General features: G+C 72.2%; 13 protein-coding genes and 1 pseudogene. 11 read left to right on the forward strand and 3 right to left on the reverse strand.

Translation table 11 applies throughout. The features are described 5' to 3' along the window. Nucleotides 1-7 precede the first annotated feature (7 nt). Both OG570_RS39245 and OG570_RS39250 read left to right on the forward strand, forming a co-directional pair. The gene (locus tag OG570_RS39245) at nucleotides 8-721 is read left to right on the forward strand and encodes a TetR/AcrR family transcriptional regulator (RefSeq protein WP_326953861.1); all 714 of its coding nucleotides are present in this window, start codon (nucleotides 8-10) and stop codon (nucleotides 719-721) included. Continuing rightward, entirely contained in the window at nucleotides 718-1857 is a 1140-nt protein-coding gene (locus OG570_RS39250; protein ID WP_326953862.1) for an FAD-dependent oxidoreductase, read from the forward strand. Before OG570_RS39245 ends, OG570_RS39250 begins: the two co-directional genes overlap by 4 nt. Nucleotides 1858-1861: 4 nt before the next feature. On the opposite strand, the gene OG570_RS39255 is transcribed toward OG570_RS39250, so the two are convergent. Continuing rightward, on the reverse strand, nucleotides 1862-2680 hold the full coding sequence (locus OG570_RS39255; RefSeq protein ID WP_326953863.1) for an NAD(P)H-binding protein: 819 nt from the start codon (nucleotides 2678-2680) through the stop codon (nucleotides 1862-1864). Between the two features lie 82 nt (nucleotides 2681-2762). Here OG570_RS39255 and OG570_RS39260 point away from each other — a divergent pair, with 82 nt between their 5' ends. Continuing rightward, nucleotides 2763-3701: an AraC family transcriptional regulator gene (locus OG570_RS39260; protein ID WP_326953864.1), complete on the forward strand. Its 939-nt coding sequence runs from the start codon at nucleotides 2763-2765 to the stop codon at nucleotides 3699-3701. Here the strand turns inward: OG570_RS39260 and OG570_RS39265 are convergent. After that, the gene (locus OG570_RS39265) at nucleotides 3688-4212 is read right to left on the reverse strand and encodes a winged helix-turn-helix transcriptional regulator (protein ID WP_326953865.1); all 525 of its coding nucleotides are present in this window, start codon (nucleotides 4210-4212) and stop codon (nucleotides 3688-3690) included. The genes OG570_RS39260 and OG570_RS39265 overlap by 14 nt on opposite strands. Nucleotides 4213-4304: 92 nt before the next feature. Here OG570_RS39265 and OG570_RS39270 point away from each other — a divergent pair, with 92 nt between their 5' ends. The 4 genes and pseudogenes from OG570_RS39270 (at nucleotide 4305) to OG570_RS39285 (ending at nucleotide 7012) form a co-directional block, all read left to right on the forward strand. After that, a complete protein-coding gene (locus tag OG570_RS39270; RefSeq protein WP_326953866.1) occupies nucleotides 4305-4613 on the forward strand; it encodes a putative quinol monooxygenase in 309 nt (102 codons plus the stop codon). Between the two features lie 82 nt (nucleotides 4614-4695). Continuing rightward, nucleotides 4696-5604 (forward strand): NmrA family NAD(P)-binding protein, encoded by a 909-nt coding sequence (locus tag OG570_RS39275; RefSeq protein ID WP_326953867.1) that lies wholly within the window; start codon nucleotides 4696-4698, stop codon nucleotides 5602-5604. A 10-nt stretch (nucleotides 5605-5614) separates the two neighbouring features. Then, nucleotides 5615-6492: pseudogene (locus OG570_RS39280) on the forward strand (SDR family oxidoreductase). Continuing rightward, nucleotides 6404-7012, forward strand: a complete 609-nt coding sequence (locus OG570_RS39285) for a GNAT family N-acetyltransferase (RefSeq protein WP_326953868.1) — start codon at nucleotides 6404-6406, stop codon at nucleotides 7010-7012. The pseudogene OG570_RS39280 and the gene OG570_RS39285 overlap by 89 nt, the downstream one beginning before the upstream one ends. Nucleotides 7013-7048: 36 nt before the next feature. Here OG570_RS39285 and OG570_RS39290 read toward each other — a convergent pair whose 3' ends face one another. Further along, on the reverse strand, nucleotides 7049-10327 hold the full coding sequence (locus OG570_RS39290) for a trypsin-like serine protease (protein ID WP_326953869.1): 3279 nt from the start codon (nucleotides 10325-10327) through the stop codon (nucleotides 7049-7051). Between the two features lie 339 nt (nucleotides 10328-10666). On the opposite strand from OG570_RS39290, the gene OG570_RS39295 reads away from it, so the two are divergent. The 4 genes from OG570_RS39295 to OG570_RS39310 all read left to right on the forward strand — a co-directional run bounded on the left by OG570_RS39295 (nucleotide 10667) and on the right by OG570_RS39310 (nucleotide 14760). After that, the gene (locus OG570_RS39295) at nucleotides 10667-11602 is read left to right on the forward strand and encodes an XRE family transcriptional regulator (protein ID WP_247051139.1); all 936 of its coding nucleotides are present in this window, start codon (nucleotides 10667-10669) and stop codon (nucleotides 11600-11602) included. A 10-nt stretch (nucleotides 11603-11612) separates the two neighbouring features. Further along, nucleotides 11613-12509, forward strand: coding sequence for an XRE family transcriptional regulator (locus OG570_RS39300; RefSeq protein ID WP_326953870.1), 897 nt, complete (start codon nucleotides 11613-11615; stop codon nucleotides 12507-12509). Between the two features lie 175 nt (nucleotides 12510-12684). Next, on the forward strand, nucleotides 12685-13224 hold the full coding sequence (locus OG570_RS39305) for a CHAP domain-containing protein (protein ID WP_326953871.1): 540 nt from the start codon (nucleotides 12685-12687) through the stop codon (nucleotides 13222-13224). A gap of 159 nt (nucleotides 13225-13383) precedes the next feature. Further along, the gene (locus OG570_RS39310; protein ID WP_326953872.1) at nucleotides 13384-14760 is read left to right on the forward strand and encodes a lamin tail domain-containing protein; all 1377 of its coding nucleotides are present in this window, start codon (nucleotides 13384-13386) and stop codon (nucleotides 14758-14760) included. Nucleotides 14761-14882 lie beyond the last annotated feature (122 nt).

A 14882-nucleotide genomic window follows, 5' to 3' on the forward strand; every position in this document is an offset into this window, starting at 1 on the left:
TGGCGTCATGCCCCCCGCCGACGACACCCCGGAACCCCGCAGCCGCCGTGATCGGCCGGCGAAAGCCGCCCTGACCAGGCAGGGGATCATCGACACCGCGCTCGGCATCCTGCGCGACGAAGGCCTGGAGAAGGTGACGATGCGCCGCGTCGCCGCCGCGCTCGACTCGGGGCACGCCTCGCTCTACGTCTACGTCCGGAACACCGAAGACCTGCACGCGCAGATCCTCGACGTGCTCTTGGGCGAACTTCAGCCGTCGGTCACCGGCCCCGGCACCTGGCGCGACCGGGTGAAGGGGCTGCTGTCCGGCTACGGGCAGCTGCTGATGCGCTATCCGGGGATCGCCCGGATGGCGCTGTCCACACAACCCAGCGGCCCGAACTACCTGGCGCTGGTCGACACCGTCCTCGCGCTGCTCCAGGAAGGCGGCGCACACGACCGGGCCGCGGCCTGGGGTGTCGACCTGCTCCTGCTGTTCCCCACCGCGGTCGCCGTCGAGTTCAGTGCCCCGGCCGCCAAGACCGAGAAAGCCGCCGCGTTGTCGGCGCTCGCCACGAAGATCACCACCGTGGACGCGGCGCGGTACCCGCACATCGCGCCGCTCAGCGCCGCGCTCGTCTCCGGCGACGGCGGCTCCCGCAGCGACTGGGCCTTCGACGTCCTGCTCGACGGCATCCTCGCCGCGAACCCCCCTCCCGCACCGGAACAGGACCTCCCATGACCAGCTCTTCCGTCACGATCGTCGGCGCCGGCCTGTCCGGCCTCGTGCTGGCCCGCATCCTCCAGAACCACGGGATTCCCGCCACCGTCCACGAACTCGACGCCACCGCCGGCGCGCGCCGCCAGGGCGGCTCGCTCGACATCCACGAGGACACCGGCCAGCTCGCCCTGCGCGAAGCCGGTCTGTACGACGAATTCCGCCGTCACACGCACCCGCAGGGCGAACACGTGCGCGTCCTCGACAAGAAAGCGCACGTCTTCGTCGACGCCGGGCCTGACGGCGGCGAAGGCGGCCGGCCGGAGATCGACCGGACCGTGCTGCGCGACCTGCTCGTCGGCTCGCTCGCCCCCGGCAGCATCGTCTGGGACCACAAGGTCACCGCGGCCCGCACCCTCGGCGACGGCCGGCACGAGCTGACCTTCGCCGACGGCGCCACGACCACCACCGGCCTCCTGGTCGGCGCGGACGGCACCTGGTCGAAGGTGCGGCCGCTGCTGTCGGCCGCGACCCCGGAGTACTGCGGGGTCTCCCACGTCGAGATCCGCATCCCGGACGCGGCGGCGCGGCACCCGGAACTGGCCGCGCTCATCGGGCCCGGCATGGTCTTCGCGCTGTCCGACAACAAGGGGCTCCTGGGCCACGGCGGTAACGACATCGAGCTCGGCGCCTCCTTCCGCGTCCCCGAGGACTGGCTGTCCGCCGGCGGCGTCGACTGGGCCGATCCGGCCGCGGCCCGCGACGCCCTCCTGGAGGAGTTCGCCGACTGGGCCCCGGAACTGACCGACCTCATCCGCCACTGCGAGGACACGATCACGCCGCGCCGGATCTTCGGACTCCCGGCCGGGCACCGCTGGGCCCGCGTCCCGGGCGTGACGCTCGTCGGCGACGCCGCGCACGTGATGTCGCCGTACGCGGGCGAAGGCGCGAACCTCGCCTTGATCGACGGCGCCGACCTCGCCCGCGCGATCATCGAGCACCCGGACGACGTCGAAACCGCCCTGACGCAGTACGAAACGGCGATGTTCCCGCGCGCCGAAGAAGCCGCGCACGGGTCCGCGCAAGGACTCGAGTGGTGCTTCACGCCGACGGCGCCCCGGGAGATCGCCGAGTTCTTCTCGGGGATGGACCAAGGGTAGGCCATCAGGCCCACACCCCCGCGGCGGCCGTTTCGGCGACGTAGTCCTCGAACGACCGCGCCAGCCGGCCGAGGGCGCGTTCGACGTCACCGGTCGGCGCGGGCGCCGAACCGTCGCGGATGGCCACCAGGATCCCGGTGAGCAACTGGGCGACACCGGGTGGGACGCCGTTCGCGACCAACTGTCCGATGTGGACTTCGGGGGCGACGTCGACGTGGCGGACCACGCGTCCGGTGGCCTGGCCGATCAGGTCGACCGCCTCGCCGAAGCCGAGCGCCCGGGGGCCGGTCAGCTGGTAGGTCCGGCCGTCGTGCCGGCTGCCGGTCAGGGCCGACGCGGCGACTTCGGCGATGTCGCCGGCGTCGACGAACGGCGTGCGGCCGTCGCCGGTGGGCAGGGACAGGGTGCCGGCGAGGATCTCCGGCAGCCAGGGGCCTTCGCCGAAGTTCTGCGCGAACCAGTCCGGCCGCAGGATCGTCCACTCGGCACCGGACTCGCGCACGGCCTGTTCGGCGGCCTTGAGCGGATGGCCTTCGCCGGCCTCGCCGACGCCGCCGGCCGACAGCAGCACCAGCCGTCGCACGCCCGCGGAGACCGCTTGGGCCACGAACCTCGGGATGCGGTCGCCGCTCGCGCGCAGGTCGGGTTCCACGACGTAGGCGGCGGTGACGCCGTCGAGCGCGGACGCCCAGGTCGTCGCGTCACCCAGGTCGAAGCCGCCGGTGCGCGACGCCACTTTCGCCGGGTGACCGCCGTCCTTCAGGTGGCGGGCGACGCGGCTGCCGGTCTTGCCGGTGCCGCCGAGGATCAAGGTGTTCGTCATGTCCGGAAGCCAACTCTCCGGGACGTGGACGATCCATGGGAGAACGTCGTGGATACCTTTGTGATCGTCTACCGTGAGTCGCGTGGACGTCCTGAGTGATCTGCTGGACCGGGCCCGCGCGAGCCACGCGCTCGTCCGGCAGCTGATCCAGCGGCCGCCGTGGGCGGTGACCTACGCCGACCCGCCGCCGCTCACCATCCTGACCACCCTCGGCGGCCCCGCGTCGATCCGGCTCGACGACGCCGCCCCCGTGCGGCTGGCCGCCGGCGACATCGCGCTCGTCAAGGGACCCGGCCCGCACACGATCGCCGACGACCCGGCGACGCCGGCCCGATTCGTGATCCGGCAAGGGAAGAAGCACTTTCCCGACGGCGGCGAGGCCGCGGACCAGCGGCCCCGGGCGCCCCGCACGTACGGCGACGGCCTGCCCGGCGCCACGACCATGCTCCGCGGCGGCTACGAACTCCGCGGCGACGCGGGCGGGCGCCTGCTGGACATGGTGCCACCACTGGCGATCGTGCCCGCCGGACCGCGCACCGGCGGCGCGCTGGCGCTGCTCGCCGCCGAGGCCGGCCGCGACGAGCCGGGCCAGGACGCCGTCCTGGCCCGGTTGCTGGACCTGGTGCTCGTGCTGGCGTTGCGGGCGTGGTGCGCCCGGCTGGGTGCCGCGCCGGCCGCCTGGTACCGGGCGCTGGCCGAGCCCGCCGTCGGCGACGCGCTGCGGCTGCTGCACGAGGACCCGGCCCGCCGCTGGACGGTCGCCGCGCTCGCCGCCGAGACCGGCTTATCGCGCGCCGCGTTCGCCGCGCGCTTCACGGCACTGGTCGGCGAACCGCCGCTCACGTACCTCACCGGCTGGCGGATGACCGTCGCGGCGGACCTGATCCGCGACAGCGACGTCACGGTCGCCGCCGTCGCCCGGGAGGTCGGGTACGAGGACGCCTTCGCCTTCAGCGTCGCGTTCAAACGCGTCCGCGGCGTCAGCCCCTCGGCCTGGCGGCGCGCCGTCAGAACGCCGTGACCGGTTCGAGCAGCCGGTGCGGCGTGTTGATCGCGGCGGACAGCGGATCGAGGACCACGCCCGACGGCTCGTAACCGGGGCCGGGTTCGACGCGGATGTCCGGCACCGGGACGATCACGCCGCAGTCCGCGCAGCGGCCGTCCTGGTCGAGCAGGCCGCCGTCGGCGTCGTGCCGGACCGTGCGCTTCGCCCCGGCCGGCGAGTAGTGCGTGTCGCCCCACCCCATCAGGGCGCGCACGATCGGCCACAGCTCGACGCCCTTGGCGGTGAGCCGGTATTCGACGACCCCGCCCGCGGCTTCGTCGCGGGTGAGCACACCTTCCTGCACGAGCGCCTTCAGCCGGCTGGTCAGGACGGCACGCGGAATCCCGAGCCGGGTGGCGAAGTCGCCGAAGCGCCGGACCCCGAAGAACGCGTCGCGGACGATCAGCAACGTCCACCGCTCCCCGACGACTTCCAGGGCCCGCGCCAGGGAGCAGTTGCGGTCCGCGTAGGTGCTGGGAAGAGCCATGCCTCGAGCGTACACCGGCAGTTCGCTCAGTGAACTGGTCTCGTGCTACGGTGAGCTAGTTCAGTGAATGAACTACCGGAAGAGGTCGTCCCGTGTACCAGTTCCTCGTCTCCTTCACCGTCCGGCCGGAGCACCGCGACGACTTCGTCCGGGCGGCCGCCAAGACCGCCCGCGACTCCCTCGCCCACGAACCCGGCTCCCACCGGTTCGAGGTCATCGCCGACGCCGAGAACCCGGCCGTCTTCTACCTCAACGAGGTCTACGCCGACATCGCCGCGTTCGAAACCCACGCCGCCGGTCCGTACTTCGGCGCGTTCTTCGCCGAGGCGAGCGCGTACGCCGAAGGCCCGACGTGGCTGATGCGCGGCACCCTCGTCGGCGAGAACGCCGCCGCCCGGTGAGCACCGGCCTGCTGAGACTGTCGCAAGTGGACGGTGACCGCCGTCGACCGAACCGGCGCACCGCCGCACGAAAGGACCTGACATGACCCACGACGACAGGCTGTTCCTGATCACCGGCGCCACCGGCAAGACCGGGAGCGTGACGGCCGATCTCCTGCTGCGGCGCGGTCACCGCGTCCGGGCGATGGTCCGCCGGGACGACCACCGGTCCCGTGCGCTCGCCGCGGCCGGTGCCGAAGTGGTCCACGGTGATCTGCTGGACCTCGACAGCGTGACCGCGGCGCTCGACGGCGTCAGCGGTGCCTACTTCGTCTACCCCATCCGCGAAGGCCTGCTCGACGCGACGGTCAACTTCGCCCAGGCGGCCACGGAAACCGGCGTCCGGTCCGTCGTCGGCATGTCCCAGATCTCCGCGCGCCGCGAGGCGAAGAGCCACGCGGCGCGGCAGCACTGGCTCGCCGAGCGCCTGCTGGACCGGACCGGCCTGCTCACGACGCACCTGCGGCCGACGTTCTTCGCCGAGTGGCTCTCGACGTGGTGGGAGCTGCGCGACGGCGAAGGCCACCTCCGGCTCCCGTTCGGCGAAGGGCGGCACGCGCCCATCGCGGCGGCCGACCAGGGGCGCGTGATCGCCGCGGTGCTCGCCGACCCCGAACCCCACGACGGCGCCGTCTATCCGCTGCACGGGCCCGTCGAGCTGGACCACCACGAGATCGCCGCGGCCATCGCCGCGACGCTCGGGATTCCGGTGCACTACGAGCCGATCGGCGTCGAGGAGTTCGCGGCATCCATGACGCACCGCGGCTTTCCCGCGCACCTCGTCCAGCACCTGAGCAACGTCGCGATCGACTACCGCGACGGCGTGTTCGCGGGCACGAACGACCACGTCGAGAAGATCGGCGGCCGCGCGCCGCAGTCCGTCGGGCAGTTCGTGCTCGAGAACAAAGCCGCCTTCGACACCAGCGGGCCCAACTTCGTCCCCGCTCCCTGAGGAGACCACCATGTCGTCCGTACTCATCACCGGCGCCTCCCAAGGCATCGGCCGGGCCATCGCCCTCGAACTCGCGGGCCGCGGGCACCGGGTGATCGCCACCGCGCGCCGGCCGGAGACGCTGGCCGAGCTGCCGGTCGCGCAGCGGCTGCGCCTCGACGTCACCGACCAGGACAGCGTCGATCAGGCCCTCCGGGACGCCGGCGAGATCGACGTCCTGGTCAGCAACGCCGGCGCCACCGTGCGCGCGCCGCTGGAGACCGTCCCGCTCGCGGAGTTCGAACGGCTCTTCCAGCTCAACACCGTCGGCGCGCTGCGGGTCGCCCAGGGCGTGCTCCCGGCGATGCGGGCCCGGGGCGCCGGGCACCTCGTCTTCGTCTCGAGCATCAGGGCCGGGTGGTGCTGCCGCTGATCGGCCCGTACGGCGCCGGCAAGTGGGCCCTGGAAGCGCTGGCCGAGACGCTCGCCATCGAGGCGGGTCACTTCGGCGTCAAGGTGAGCATCGCGCAGCCCGGCGCCGTGACGACCGGTGGCGCCGAGCGCGCCAAGGTGTTCGTCGACGAGGACGACCCGTACGCCCCGCTGTACCGGCAGCTCGGCACGTTGCGCGGCGAGACGATCACGGCGGCGGACGTCGCCGTCGCGGTGGCCGACACGATCGAGAAGCCCGACCCGCCGCTGCGCGTGCCGGTCGGCGCCCCCGCCGAGCGCGTCCTGCGGGCCCGCAAACAGGCCCCGAAGACGTGCCCTTCCTGGCGGCCGGCATCGACTGGTAGCCGTCCGTGCCATGATCGGTTCCATGGCCGGACCCCGCATCAGGACCTACCACCCGGACGACCGGGCCGCGCTGTTCGACGTGTGCGTCCGGACCGGGCACGACGGCGGTGACGCGCGGGAGGTCTACCCCGACCAGGACCTCCTGCCGACCATCTTCCTGGCGCCCTACCTGGACTTGGAGCCCGACCTGGCCTTCGTCCTGGACCGCGGCGACGGCACGGCCGTGGGGTACCTCGTCGGCACCGCGGACACCCCGGCCTTCGCGGGGCGGCACCGGCGCGACTACCTGCCGGGCGTCACCGGCCGCTACCCGAAGCCGTCCGGTCCGCCCGCCACGCCGACCGAGGAGATGCTCGGCGTGCTGCACGCGCCGGAGGACATGGTGCGCCCGGAAGTGGCCGATTACCCGGCGCACCTGCACATCGACATCCTGCCGGACCACCAGCGCGGCGGGCACGGCCGCGCGCTGATGACCGCGTACCTGGCCGCGCTGGCCGAGCGCGCGGTGCCGGGTGTGCACCTGGTGATGCCCACGGCCAACCGGCAGGCCCGGGTGTTCTACGACCGGCTCGGTTTCCACGACCTCGGCGTCGAGCACCCGTCGGTCACCTACCTCGCCCGCGCCGTCTGACGGGGGCCGCCGCCATCGGCGACGGCCCCCGGTTCCTCAGTAGACGAGCCAGCTGACCGAGACCCTGCCGGCCGCGCCGGCGCTGTCGGTCGCGGTGACGGGCGAGGTGTAGTTGCCCGTCCTGGTCACGGTGCCGGTGATCAGCCCGGTCCGCGCGTCGAGCGCGAGCCCGGGCGGCAGGCCGGTCGCCGACCACGTGTAGCTGCCCGTGCCGCCGGTGGCCCTGAGCTGCAGGTTCACCGCCTGGCCGTGGACGAACTGGTAGCCGGGATCGGCTACCTTGACCGGCCCGGAACTACCGGTCTGGACGGTCAGGGTGAAGGTGGCCGTGTGCGTCTTCTGCGCGTTCCTCCCGGTGACGGTGATCGGGTAGGTCCCGGCCGGGGTGGACGCGCTCGTCGTGATCGTCAGGGCCGACGAGCCGCCCGCGTCGATCGAGGACGGGTCGAACGCCGCGGCCGCCCCGGTCGGCAGCCCGGACGCGCTCAGCGCGATCCCGCCCGGTGCCGTCGTCCCGTCCAGGTGCGCCTTGATCTCGGCCGCGTACGTCGTCACCCGGGCGTAGACGCCGTAGGTTTTGCAGGCGTTGGACATCCACGAGAAGAACCCGACGATCCGGTTCCCTTCGAGGAACGGGCTGCCGCTGTCGCCCACGCAGACGCCCTTGTGGCCGTCGGCGTAGCCGGTGCAGAGCATCGAGCCGTCGGACCGGTACTGCGTGGTGTCGACGTGCTGGGCGCAGTCCGAGTCCTTCGCGACCGGGAACTCGGCCGTGCGCAGGACGTCCGAGTAGGTGTTCTGCCCGGTCTTGCCCCAGCCGATGCCGCGGCCCATCGTGCCCGGCGCGTTCACCGAGTCGTCGGTCGCGATGGTCGGGTACTGGATGCCGGCCGGGACCGGGACGTCCTTGTCGAGGGTGATGACGGCGACGTCGTGCCCGGTCTGCCAGCCGGTGTAGTCGGGATCGGTCCAGGACGCCTTGATGTCGGCCCGGAACCCGGTGTCGTTGAGGTTGGTGGCGCCGTAGACGAACCACTTGGTGCCGGAGTTCTCCAGCAGGCAGTGCGCCGCGCCGACGACCGTGTGCGGGCCGACCAGCGCCATGCTGCACGACTGCTTGCCCGGGAACACACTTCCCTCCCGGCGCATGGAGATCATGAACGGGTACTGGTCCACTGTGGCCGTGTCACCGCCGACGACACTCGGGTGCGCCGCCGCGGTGGCGGTGGCACTGACCGTCGTCTTCGCCGGCTGGCCGGCCTTGACCGTCGCCGAGGAAGGCGACAGTGCCACGGAGAAGTCGCCCGTGCCGGAACCGTTGACCGTCAAGGAAACCGTGGCGGTGTGGGTGACGTCGGTGCCCTTGCCGGTCACGGTGACCGACGTGGTGCCCGGCGCCGCCGAGGCCGCCGCGGTGAAGGTCAGCGTCGAGGACTTGCCCGCGGTGACCGTCGCCGGGGCGAAGGACGCCGTCACGCCGGCGGGCAGCCCGTCCGCCGACAGCGCGATGTCCTGGGCACTCCCCTTCGTGACGCTCGTGGTGACGGACGTCGTGACCGGCTGGCCCGGGTCCACGCTCACCGACGCCGGTGACGCGGCCACGGAGAAGTCGTTCGCCGGGGCGGGCGCGGTGCCGTTGATCAGCGGGTCGGCCAGGTTGTCGCCCTGCGGCGAACCCCAGCCGGTGCACAGGTCGTAGCCGGTGCCCGCGTTGTAGGTGCCGTTGCCGCCGCTGGTGACGTCGTGGAAGGTCGACGCGTACTGCGCCGAGCCCGCGACCGCGTAGATCGCCGGGTTCATCGCGCCGACCGTGCTCTTGCCCTGGCCCTTGGCCTTCTGGTTGACCATGGCGACGTACCCGGCCCACAGCGGGGACGAGAGGCTGGTGCCGCCGACGTCCTGCCAGCCGCCGTTCATGTACACCGACAGCGCGCCGGCCCCGTAGTCGGCGTCGAGCGCGACGTCGGGCACCGAACGGAACTGGCTGCTGCCCGGCTGCCAGGACGGCTTCGCGTAGATCTGCGAGTAGCCGCCGCCCGAGCGGGTGTTGCCGCTGCCGCCCTGGTTCCAGCACGACTCCGCCTGGTACGTCCCCGCGCTGTCGCTGGTCCGCAGCTGCGTGCCGCCGACACCGGTGAACAGCGGGTCGCTCGCCGGGAAGTCGGCCTGCACGGTGCTGTTGTCGCCCTGGTAGCCGCAGCCGGTGGCGCCCCAGTCGCCGGACGCGGACAGCATCGTGATGCCCTGCGCGGCCATCTGCGTGTAGGAGTCGTGCGACGCCTTGATCGGCGACGACTCGCACTTCTCGCCGTTGAGCCAGGAGCCGGACAGGATGGTGATGCTGTTGTCGCTCGCGATCTTGGCCATCTCGTCGACCCACGCGGCGTCGCTGTTGGGGGCTTCGTAGACGGTCTGGGCCGCGCCCGGAGCCGTCGCCGCCACCGCTTCGACGTCGAGGGTGACTTCGAGCTGGTCACTGCCCGGCTGGGACACCCCGCCGTTGACCGGCACGACCTTCGGGGTCACCGACGGCTGGCCGAAGTTCTTGGTCCAGGCGTCGATGTCGGCCTGCTTGAACGCGTCGAACTCGATGAGCCCGACGTTCTGGCCCGCGCCGGTGTAGGACCCGGACAGCTTGGTCATGCTGTAGGCGGTGCGGAACTGCGCGGGGGTGTAGCCGCCCGCGGGACCGCCGGGCCCGGCCGGCCCCTGCTTGATCGCCGGGCCGCTCGCGCGGTGCGCGACCGGGCGGTCGGACAGGCCGAGCACACTGCGCACGACCCCGCCGAGCGCGGCCGGGATCGACGGCGCCGCGTCGTTGGCGTAGAAGTGCGCGCCGTCCGCGCCGGTGTAGTCGCCGAGCGACGTGCCGAACGCCGCCTTCACCGCGTCGGCCGTGCCGGTGGCGTCGACGACCTGGCGGTTGCCCGCCACCGACGTCACCCGGAAGCCTTGGGCGCGCAGGAAGTACGTCACCTGCGCGACGTCGGACGCGGTCGGGGCGAAGCGCGCGTTGTACTGCTCACTGGTGAGGTAGTGCCGGTAGCCGGGTGAGCGCGGGTCGCTGGCAGCGGCGACGAACCGGTTCAGGCCGGCTTCGTCGTGCGGGCGCAGCGCCACCGCGATCCCGACGCCGCGGTCTCCCGCGACGGCGGCGTCCCGGTGCGCGCCCGCCGGCGCCGCGATGCTGTCCGGCAAGGGGACCCGGGTGTTCTGGGCGTGCGCTACTGGCGGTCCGACGGCCAGCAGCGCCGCAGCGGTGAGGAAGGTGGTCGCCGCGGCGGCCGCTCTCCTGGCGCTGGGGAAGGGGGACATCTGTTTCCTCCGGGAGTGGAGTGGCGACGTTTCCTGCGGCACACCGGATGCAGTCGACGCCGGAGACCGGCCGAACGCTAATCACGGGCCGTCACCCGGAGAATCCCTGCGTGAACGTTCAGTTCCGTTCACAGTGAACCGGTTCGCGCCGGGCTCCGCCGCAGGTCGGCGGCATGTGCCGTAGCCAGTTGTCCACAGAGGTCCGGACGCGTTCAGTGCGGCCGCACCCCGGGCGGATTGCCGCTTATGCCCCGGATTCCACCCTTCGGCCCTACCACCGATCGCGATCACCCGCCTACGGTCCGCGAACCCCTCGGAGTGGCGAGCTGTGGAGGTCCGATGGCCGGGAATGCGGTGGGAACGCGGGCCGTGCCGGTGGACCGCGAGCTGCGCCGGCTGCTGCGGCACGGCACCTTCGCTCAGGTGCTCGACCACGCGCTGGCCGTCCGCGGGCTGAGCCTGGAGCAGGTGCAACGGCGGCTGGCCGCCCGGGGTGTGCGGGTCAGCCGCGCCGCGCTGAGCTACTGGCGGCGGGGCCGCAGCCGGCCGGAACGCGAGGAGTCGCTGCGCGCGGTGCGGGCGCTGGAAGACCTGATCGGGCTCCCCGGCGAGTCGCTGGTGGTGCTGCTCGGCCCACCGCGTCCCCGGGGCCGCGGCGCCGAAACCGAACCGGGCGCGGTCGACCGCCGGCGGCTGTGGCCGTCCTGCGGGCCGGCGCTCGCCGCCATCGACGCGCCGCCGGAAGGCCAGGTGCGGTACCTGGACGTCCACGAGCACGTGCTCGTGGACCAGCGCCGCCGCCTGCGCGAGGTCCGGACGCGGCTGGTGCTCGAGGCGACGACCGACCGGACGGACCGGTGCGTCGTCTACGAATGGGCCGAGGAGTCGTCGCGGCCGGTCCTGGGTGAGCTGCGGTACTGCCGGCAGGGCCGGACCCGGCCGCAGGAGGCGAGCACCGCGACGGTGTGCGAACTCCTGCTGGAGCAACGGCTTTCGGCGGGCGACCGCACGGTCGTCGAGTACACCTGGCGCTACCCGGGCGGTTCGGTGCTGACGTCGTTCCACCGGCGCTTCACCCGGCCCGTGCGGCAGTACCTGCTGCAGGTCGAGTTCACCGGCGAGGTGCCGCCGCACTGCGTCCCGTACCGGCAGCCGACCCTCAACAGTCCTCGGCAGCCGGGGAAACCGTTGTGGATCGGCGGGTCCGGGACGGCGCACCTGGCCGTCCCCGACGCCGGCCCGGGGCTGCTCGGCCTGCAGTGGGACTGGAACTGAGGCACCGCCCGTGTCCGTGGAGTTCGAGTCCCCGCACACGGCGTTCTCGCTCGCGCTGGACGCCGCGATCGCCGAGTCCGGCCTGTCGCTGGAGCGGCTGCAGCGCCACCTGGCCGCCCGCGGCGTGACGCTGTCCCGGGCGTCGCTCTCGTACTGGCGCACGGGTCGCTCCCGGCCGGAACGCGAGACCTCTTTGGACGCCGTCACGCACCTGGAAGACGTCCTCAACGTGCGCCCCGGCACGCTCAAGTCGTTGCTGGGCCCGAAAGCGCCCCGCGGCCGCTGGCTGGGCGGGCCGCCCGAGCGGCTGGCCCGGCACCGGCTGTGGCCCGCGCTGCACCCGCTCTCCGCGGAGCTGAAGCCGCCGCCGGACGGCCACGTGCGGTTCTGGTCCCTCCACGACACGCTGTTCGTCGACGACCACAGCCGTGAGCGGCACCTGCGGGTGCGCATGGTCGCCGAGGCCGCGATGGACGGCGTCGACCGGATCATGACGTTCTTCCAGGCCGACGGGCCCGAGCAGGACGATCCCACCTACGAGGACCTGCAGTCCTGCACCCTGGGCCGGGTGCTCACCGACCGGGTCACCGGCCTGACCGCGGGTGAGCTCCTGCTCGACCGGACCCTGGCCGCCGGCGACGTCGCCGCGGTGACCTACACGCTGAGCTTCGGCCGGGGACACGAGACCGACCACTACCACCACCGGTTCACCCGGCCCGCGCAGCTCTACGTCTGCCAAGTGCAATTCGCTTCCCGCATCCCCCGCCTCGCGCGGGAATTCGAACAACGGCAGCTGGGCGGGCCGCGCACGCAAGGCCGTCCGTTACCCGTGGATTCGGGCCACGCGGTCACTTTCGCCACTCGTGACGTGCACCCGGGCATCCTCGGCGTCAACTGGGAGTGGTAGCCAAATCTGTTTACAGCTTCCGCCACGGGGCCGTTGACCTGGGGTTGTGTGACGCGCCAAGACGGTGACACGTCAGTTGTTCACTTAGCCTGTCCGCTTCCCGTTGCCGCCTTTACCGTTCTGGCCAGCTCCTTTCTTTGCGGTCTCCCCAACTCCCCCGGTGAAGGGAATTCCCATGTCCGTCAAGCACACCCTGTTCGCGGTCGTCGCCGCCGCGAGCGTCGCGCTCGCCGGTGCCCCGGCCGCGGTCGCGGCGCCGGCGACCACCACGGTCCACCACACGACCCAGTCGATGGCCTCGCTCTTCGGGACCACCGCCGCGCCGGCAGCACCCGCCACGATCGGCGACACCTACCCCGCGAAGTGGCGCAACATCCCGCAGGACTCGGTGGTCGACGACTGGAACATGTACAACCGCGAGTGCGTCTCGTGGAACGCCTACAACATCGCCAGGCACGGCAAGAGCGCGAACAACTACGGCGACGCCAAGTACTGGGACGACAACGCCCGCAACCACGGCTTCCGCGTCGACAACACGCCGACCACGGGCGCGACCGCGCAGACCGACGCCGGGCAGTACGGCCACGTCGCCATCGTCGACAGCGTCAACGGCAACCAGGTGACCGTCGAGGACTACAACTGGGACGGCACCGGCCACTACCTGCGGCACACGGTGAACAAGAACGACTTCCGCTACATCCACTTCTACGGCTGACCATCGGGCGCCACTCGCGTCCCGATCACCGGAACGCGAGTGGCGCGCCCACGGACGTTCGGCCATCGTTCAGGGGAAACCCACCTTCCGGAGGGCGTTCGTTCGGCCCGCCCCGGAACGCTGAACCGGCTCTGGATCCCGACCCCGAGGACGGACACCGTGACCGAATCCCGTGCCCGCAGGCGCGTCTTCTGCCTCGTCGCCGGTTCGCTGCTGGCCGCGGCCTGCGCGAGCGGCCCGGCGCACGCCGCCGCGGCCCAGGACGTCCACCTCAACGAGGTCGTGACCACCGGCAGCGTGAACGACTCCGTCGAGCTGTACAACTCGGGCACGGCCGCCGTCGACGTCTCGGGCTGGATCATCAAGGACGACCAGGACAGCTCGAAGTACAAGATCGCCGCCGGGACGTCCCTGGCGCCCGGCGCGTTCCGCGCGTTCGACGTCCACAGCGCCTTCGGGCTCGGTTCGTCGGACAAAGCGCGGCTGTACCAGGCCGACGGCACCACCCTGGTCGACAGCGTCAGCTGGAGCGAGCACTCCGACCCGTCGTGGTCGCGCTGCCCGGACGGGACCGGCCCGCTCACCGCGGCCCCGCTGACGCTCGGCGCCGCGAACAGCTGCGGCTCCGGCACCGCGCCGGTGGCGTGGCCCGGCGGCAGCTCGGTGACGACGGCCGACGCGTCGAACGTCTTCGGCGAGGACCTCAGCGGCCTGTTCCAGGACGGCGGTGTGCTGTGGGCGGCGCAGAACTCCGGAAAGCTGTGGCGCCTGCTGCCCAACGGCTCCGGCGGCTGGAAGCCGGACACCGCGAACGGCTGGTCGTCGGGCAAGACACTGCGATTCCCGGGCGGCTCCGGCAATCCGGACAGCGAGGGCGTGACGGTCACCGGTGGCGCGGCGTTCGTCGCCAGTGAGCGCGACGGTTCCGGCAGCAGCCGCACGTCCGTGCTGCGCTACGACGTGAGCGGCACCGGCTCCACGCTGACCGCGACGAAGGAGTGGAACCTGACCGCGGACCTGCCGCCGGTGGGCGCCAACCTCGGCTTCGAGGGTGTCACCTGGGTTCCCGACGCTTCCCTCACCGGCGCCGGGTTCGCCGACGCCGCGACCGGCGCGGCCTACGATCCCGGCCACTACGGCGCGCACAGCGGCGGCGTGTTCTTCGTCGGCGTCGAGGGCACCGGCATGGTCCACGGGTACGTCCTGCAGGACTCGGGCGCGTTCACCCGCGTGGCGTCCTTCGCCAGCGGGATGAGCGGCGTCATGGAGGTGCAGTGGGAGCCGCAGGCCGCGCGCCTGTGGGTGGTCTGCGACGACACCTGCCACGGCCAGCACCGCACCATGAAGGTGAACTCCTCCGGAGCGTTCGCGACGACCGCGGTCTACAACCGACCGACCGGCATGCCGGACTACAACAACGAAGGCTTCGCCTTGGCCGGCGCGAGCGAGTGCACCGGCGGCACCAAGCCCGTCTACTGGTCCGACGACAGCGACGACGGCGGGCACGCGCTGCGCAAGGGCACCGTCAACTGCTGATCGGCCGCCGTCTCCGACAATTCTTGCAGACTTCAGTACGTAATTTTCTGAAATCGGTCCGACTATTGCCAGTCCTTGACCGGAAGCCTACAGTCGCCTCCCGGAACACGTACTCGTGCAAC

Origin of the sequence: Amycolatopsis sp. NBC_01286 (genome assembly GCF_035982555.1) — a bacterium.
GTDB lineage: Bacteria > Actinomycetota > Actinomycetes > Mycobacteriales > Pseudonocardiaceae > Amycolatopsis.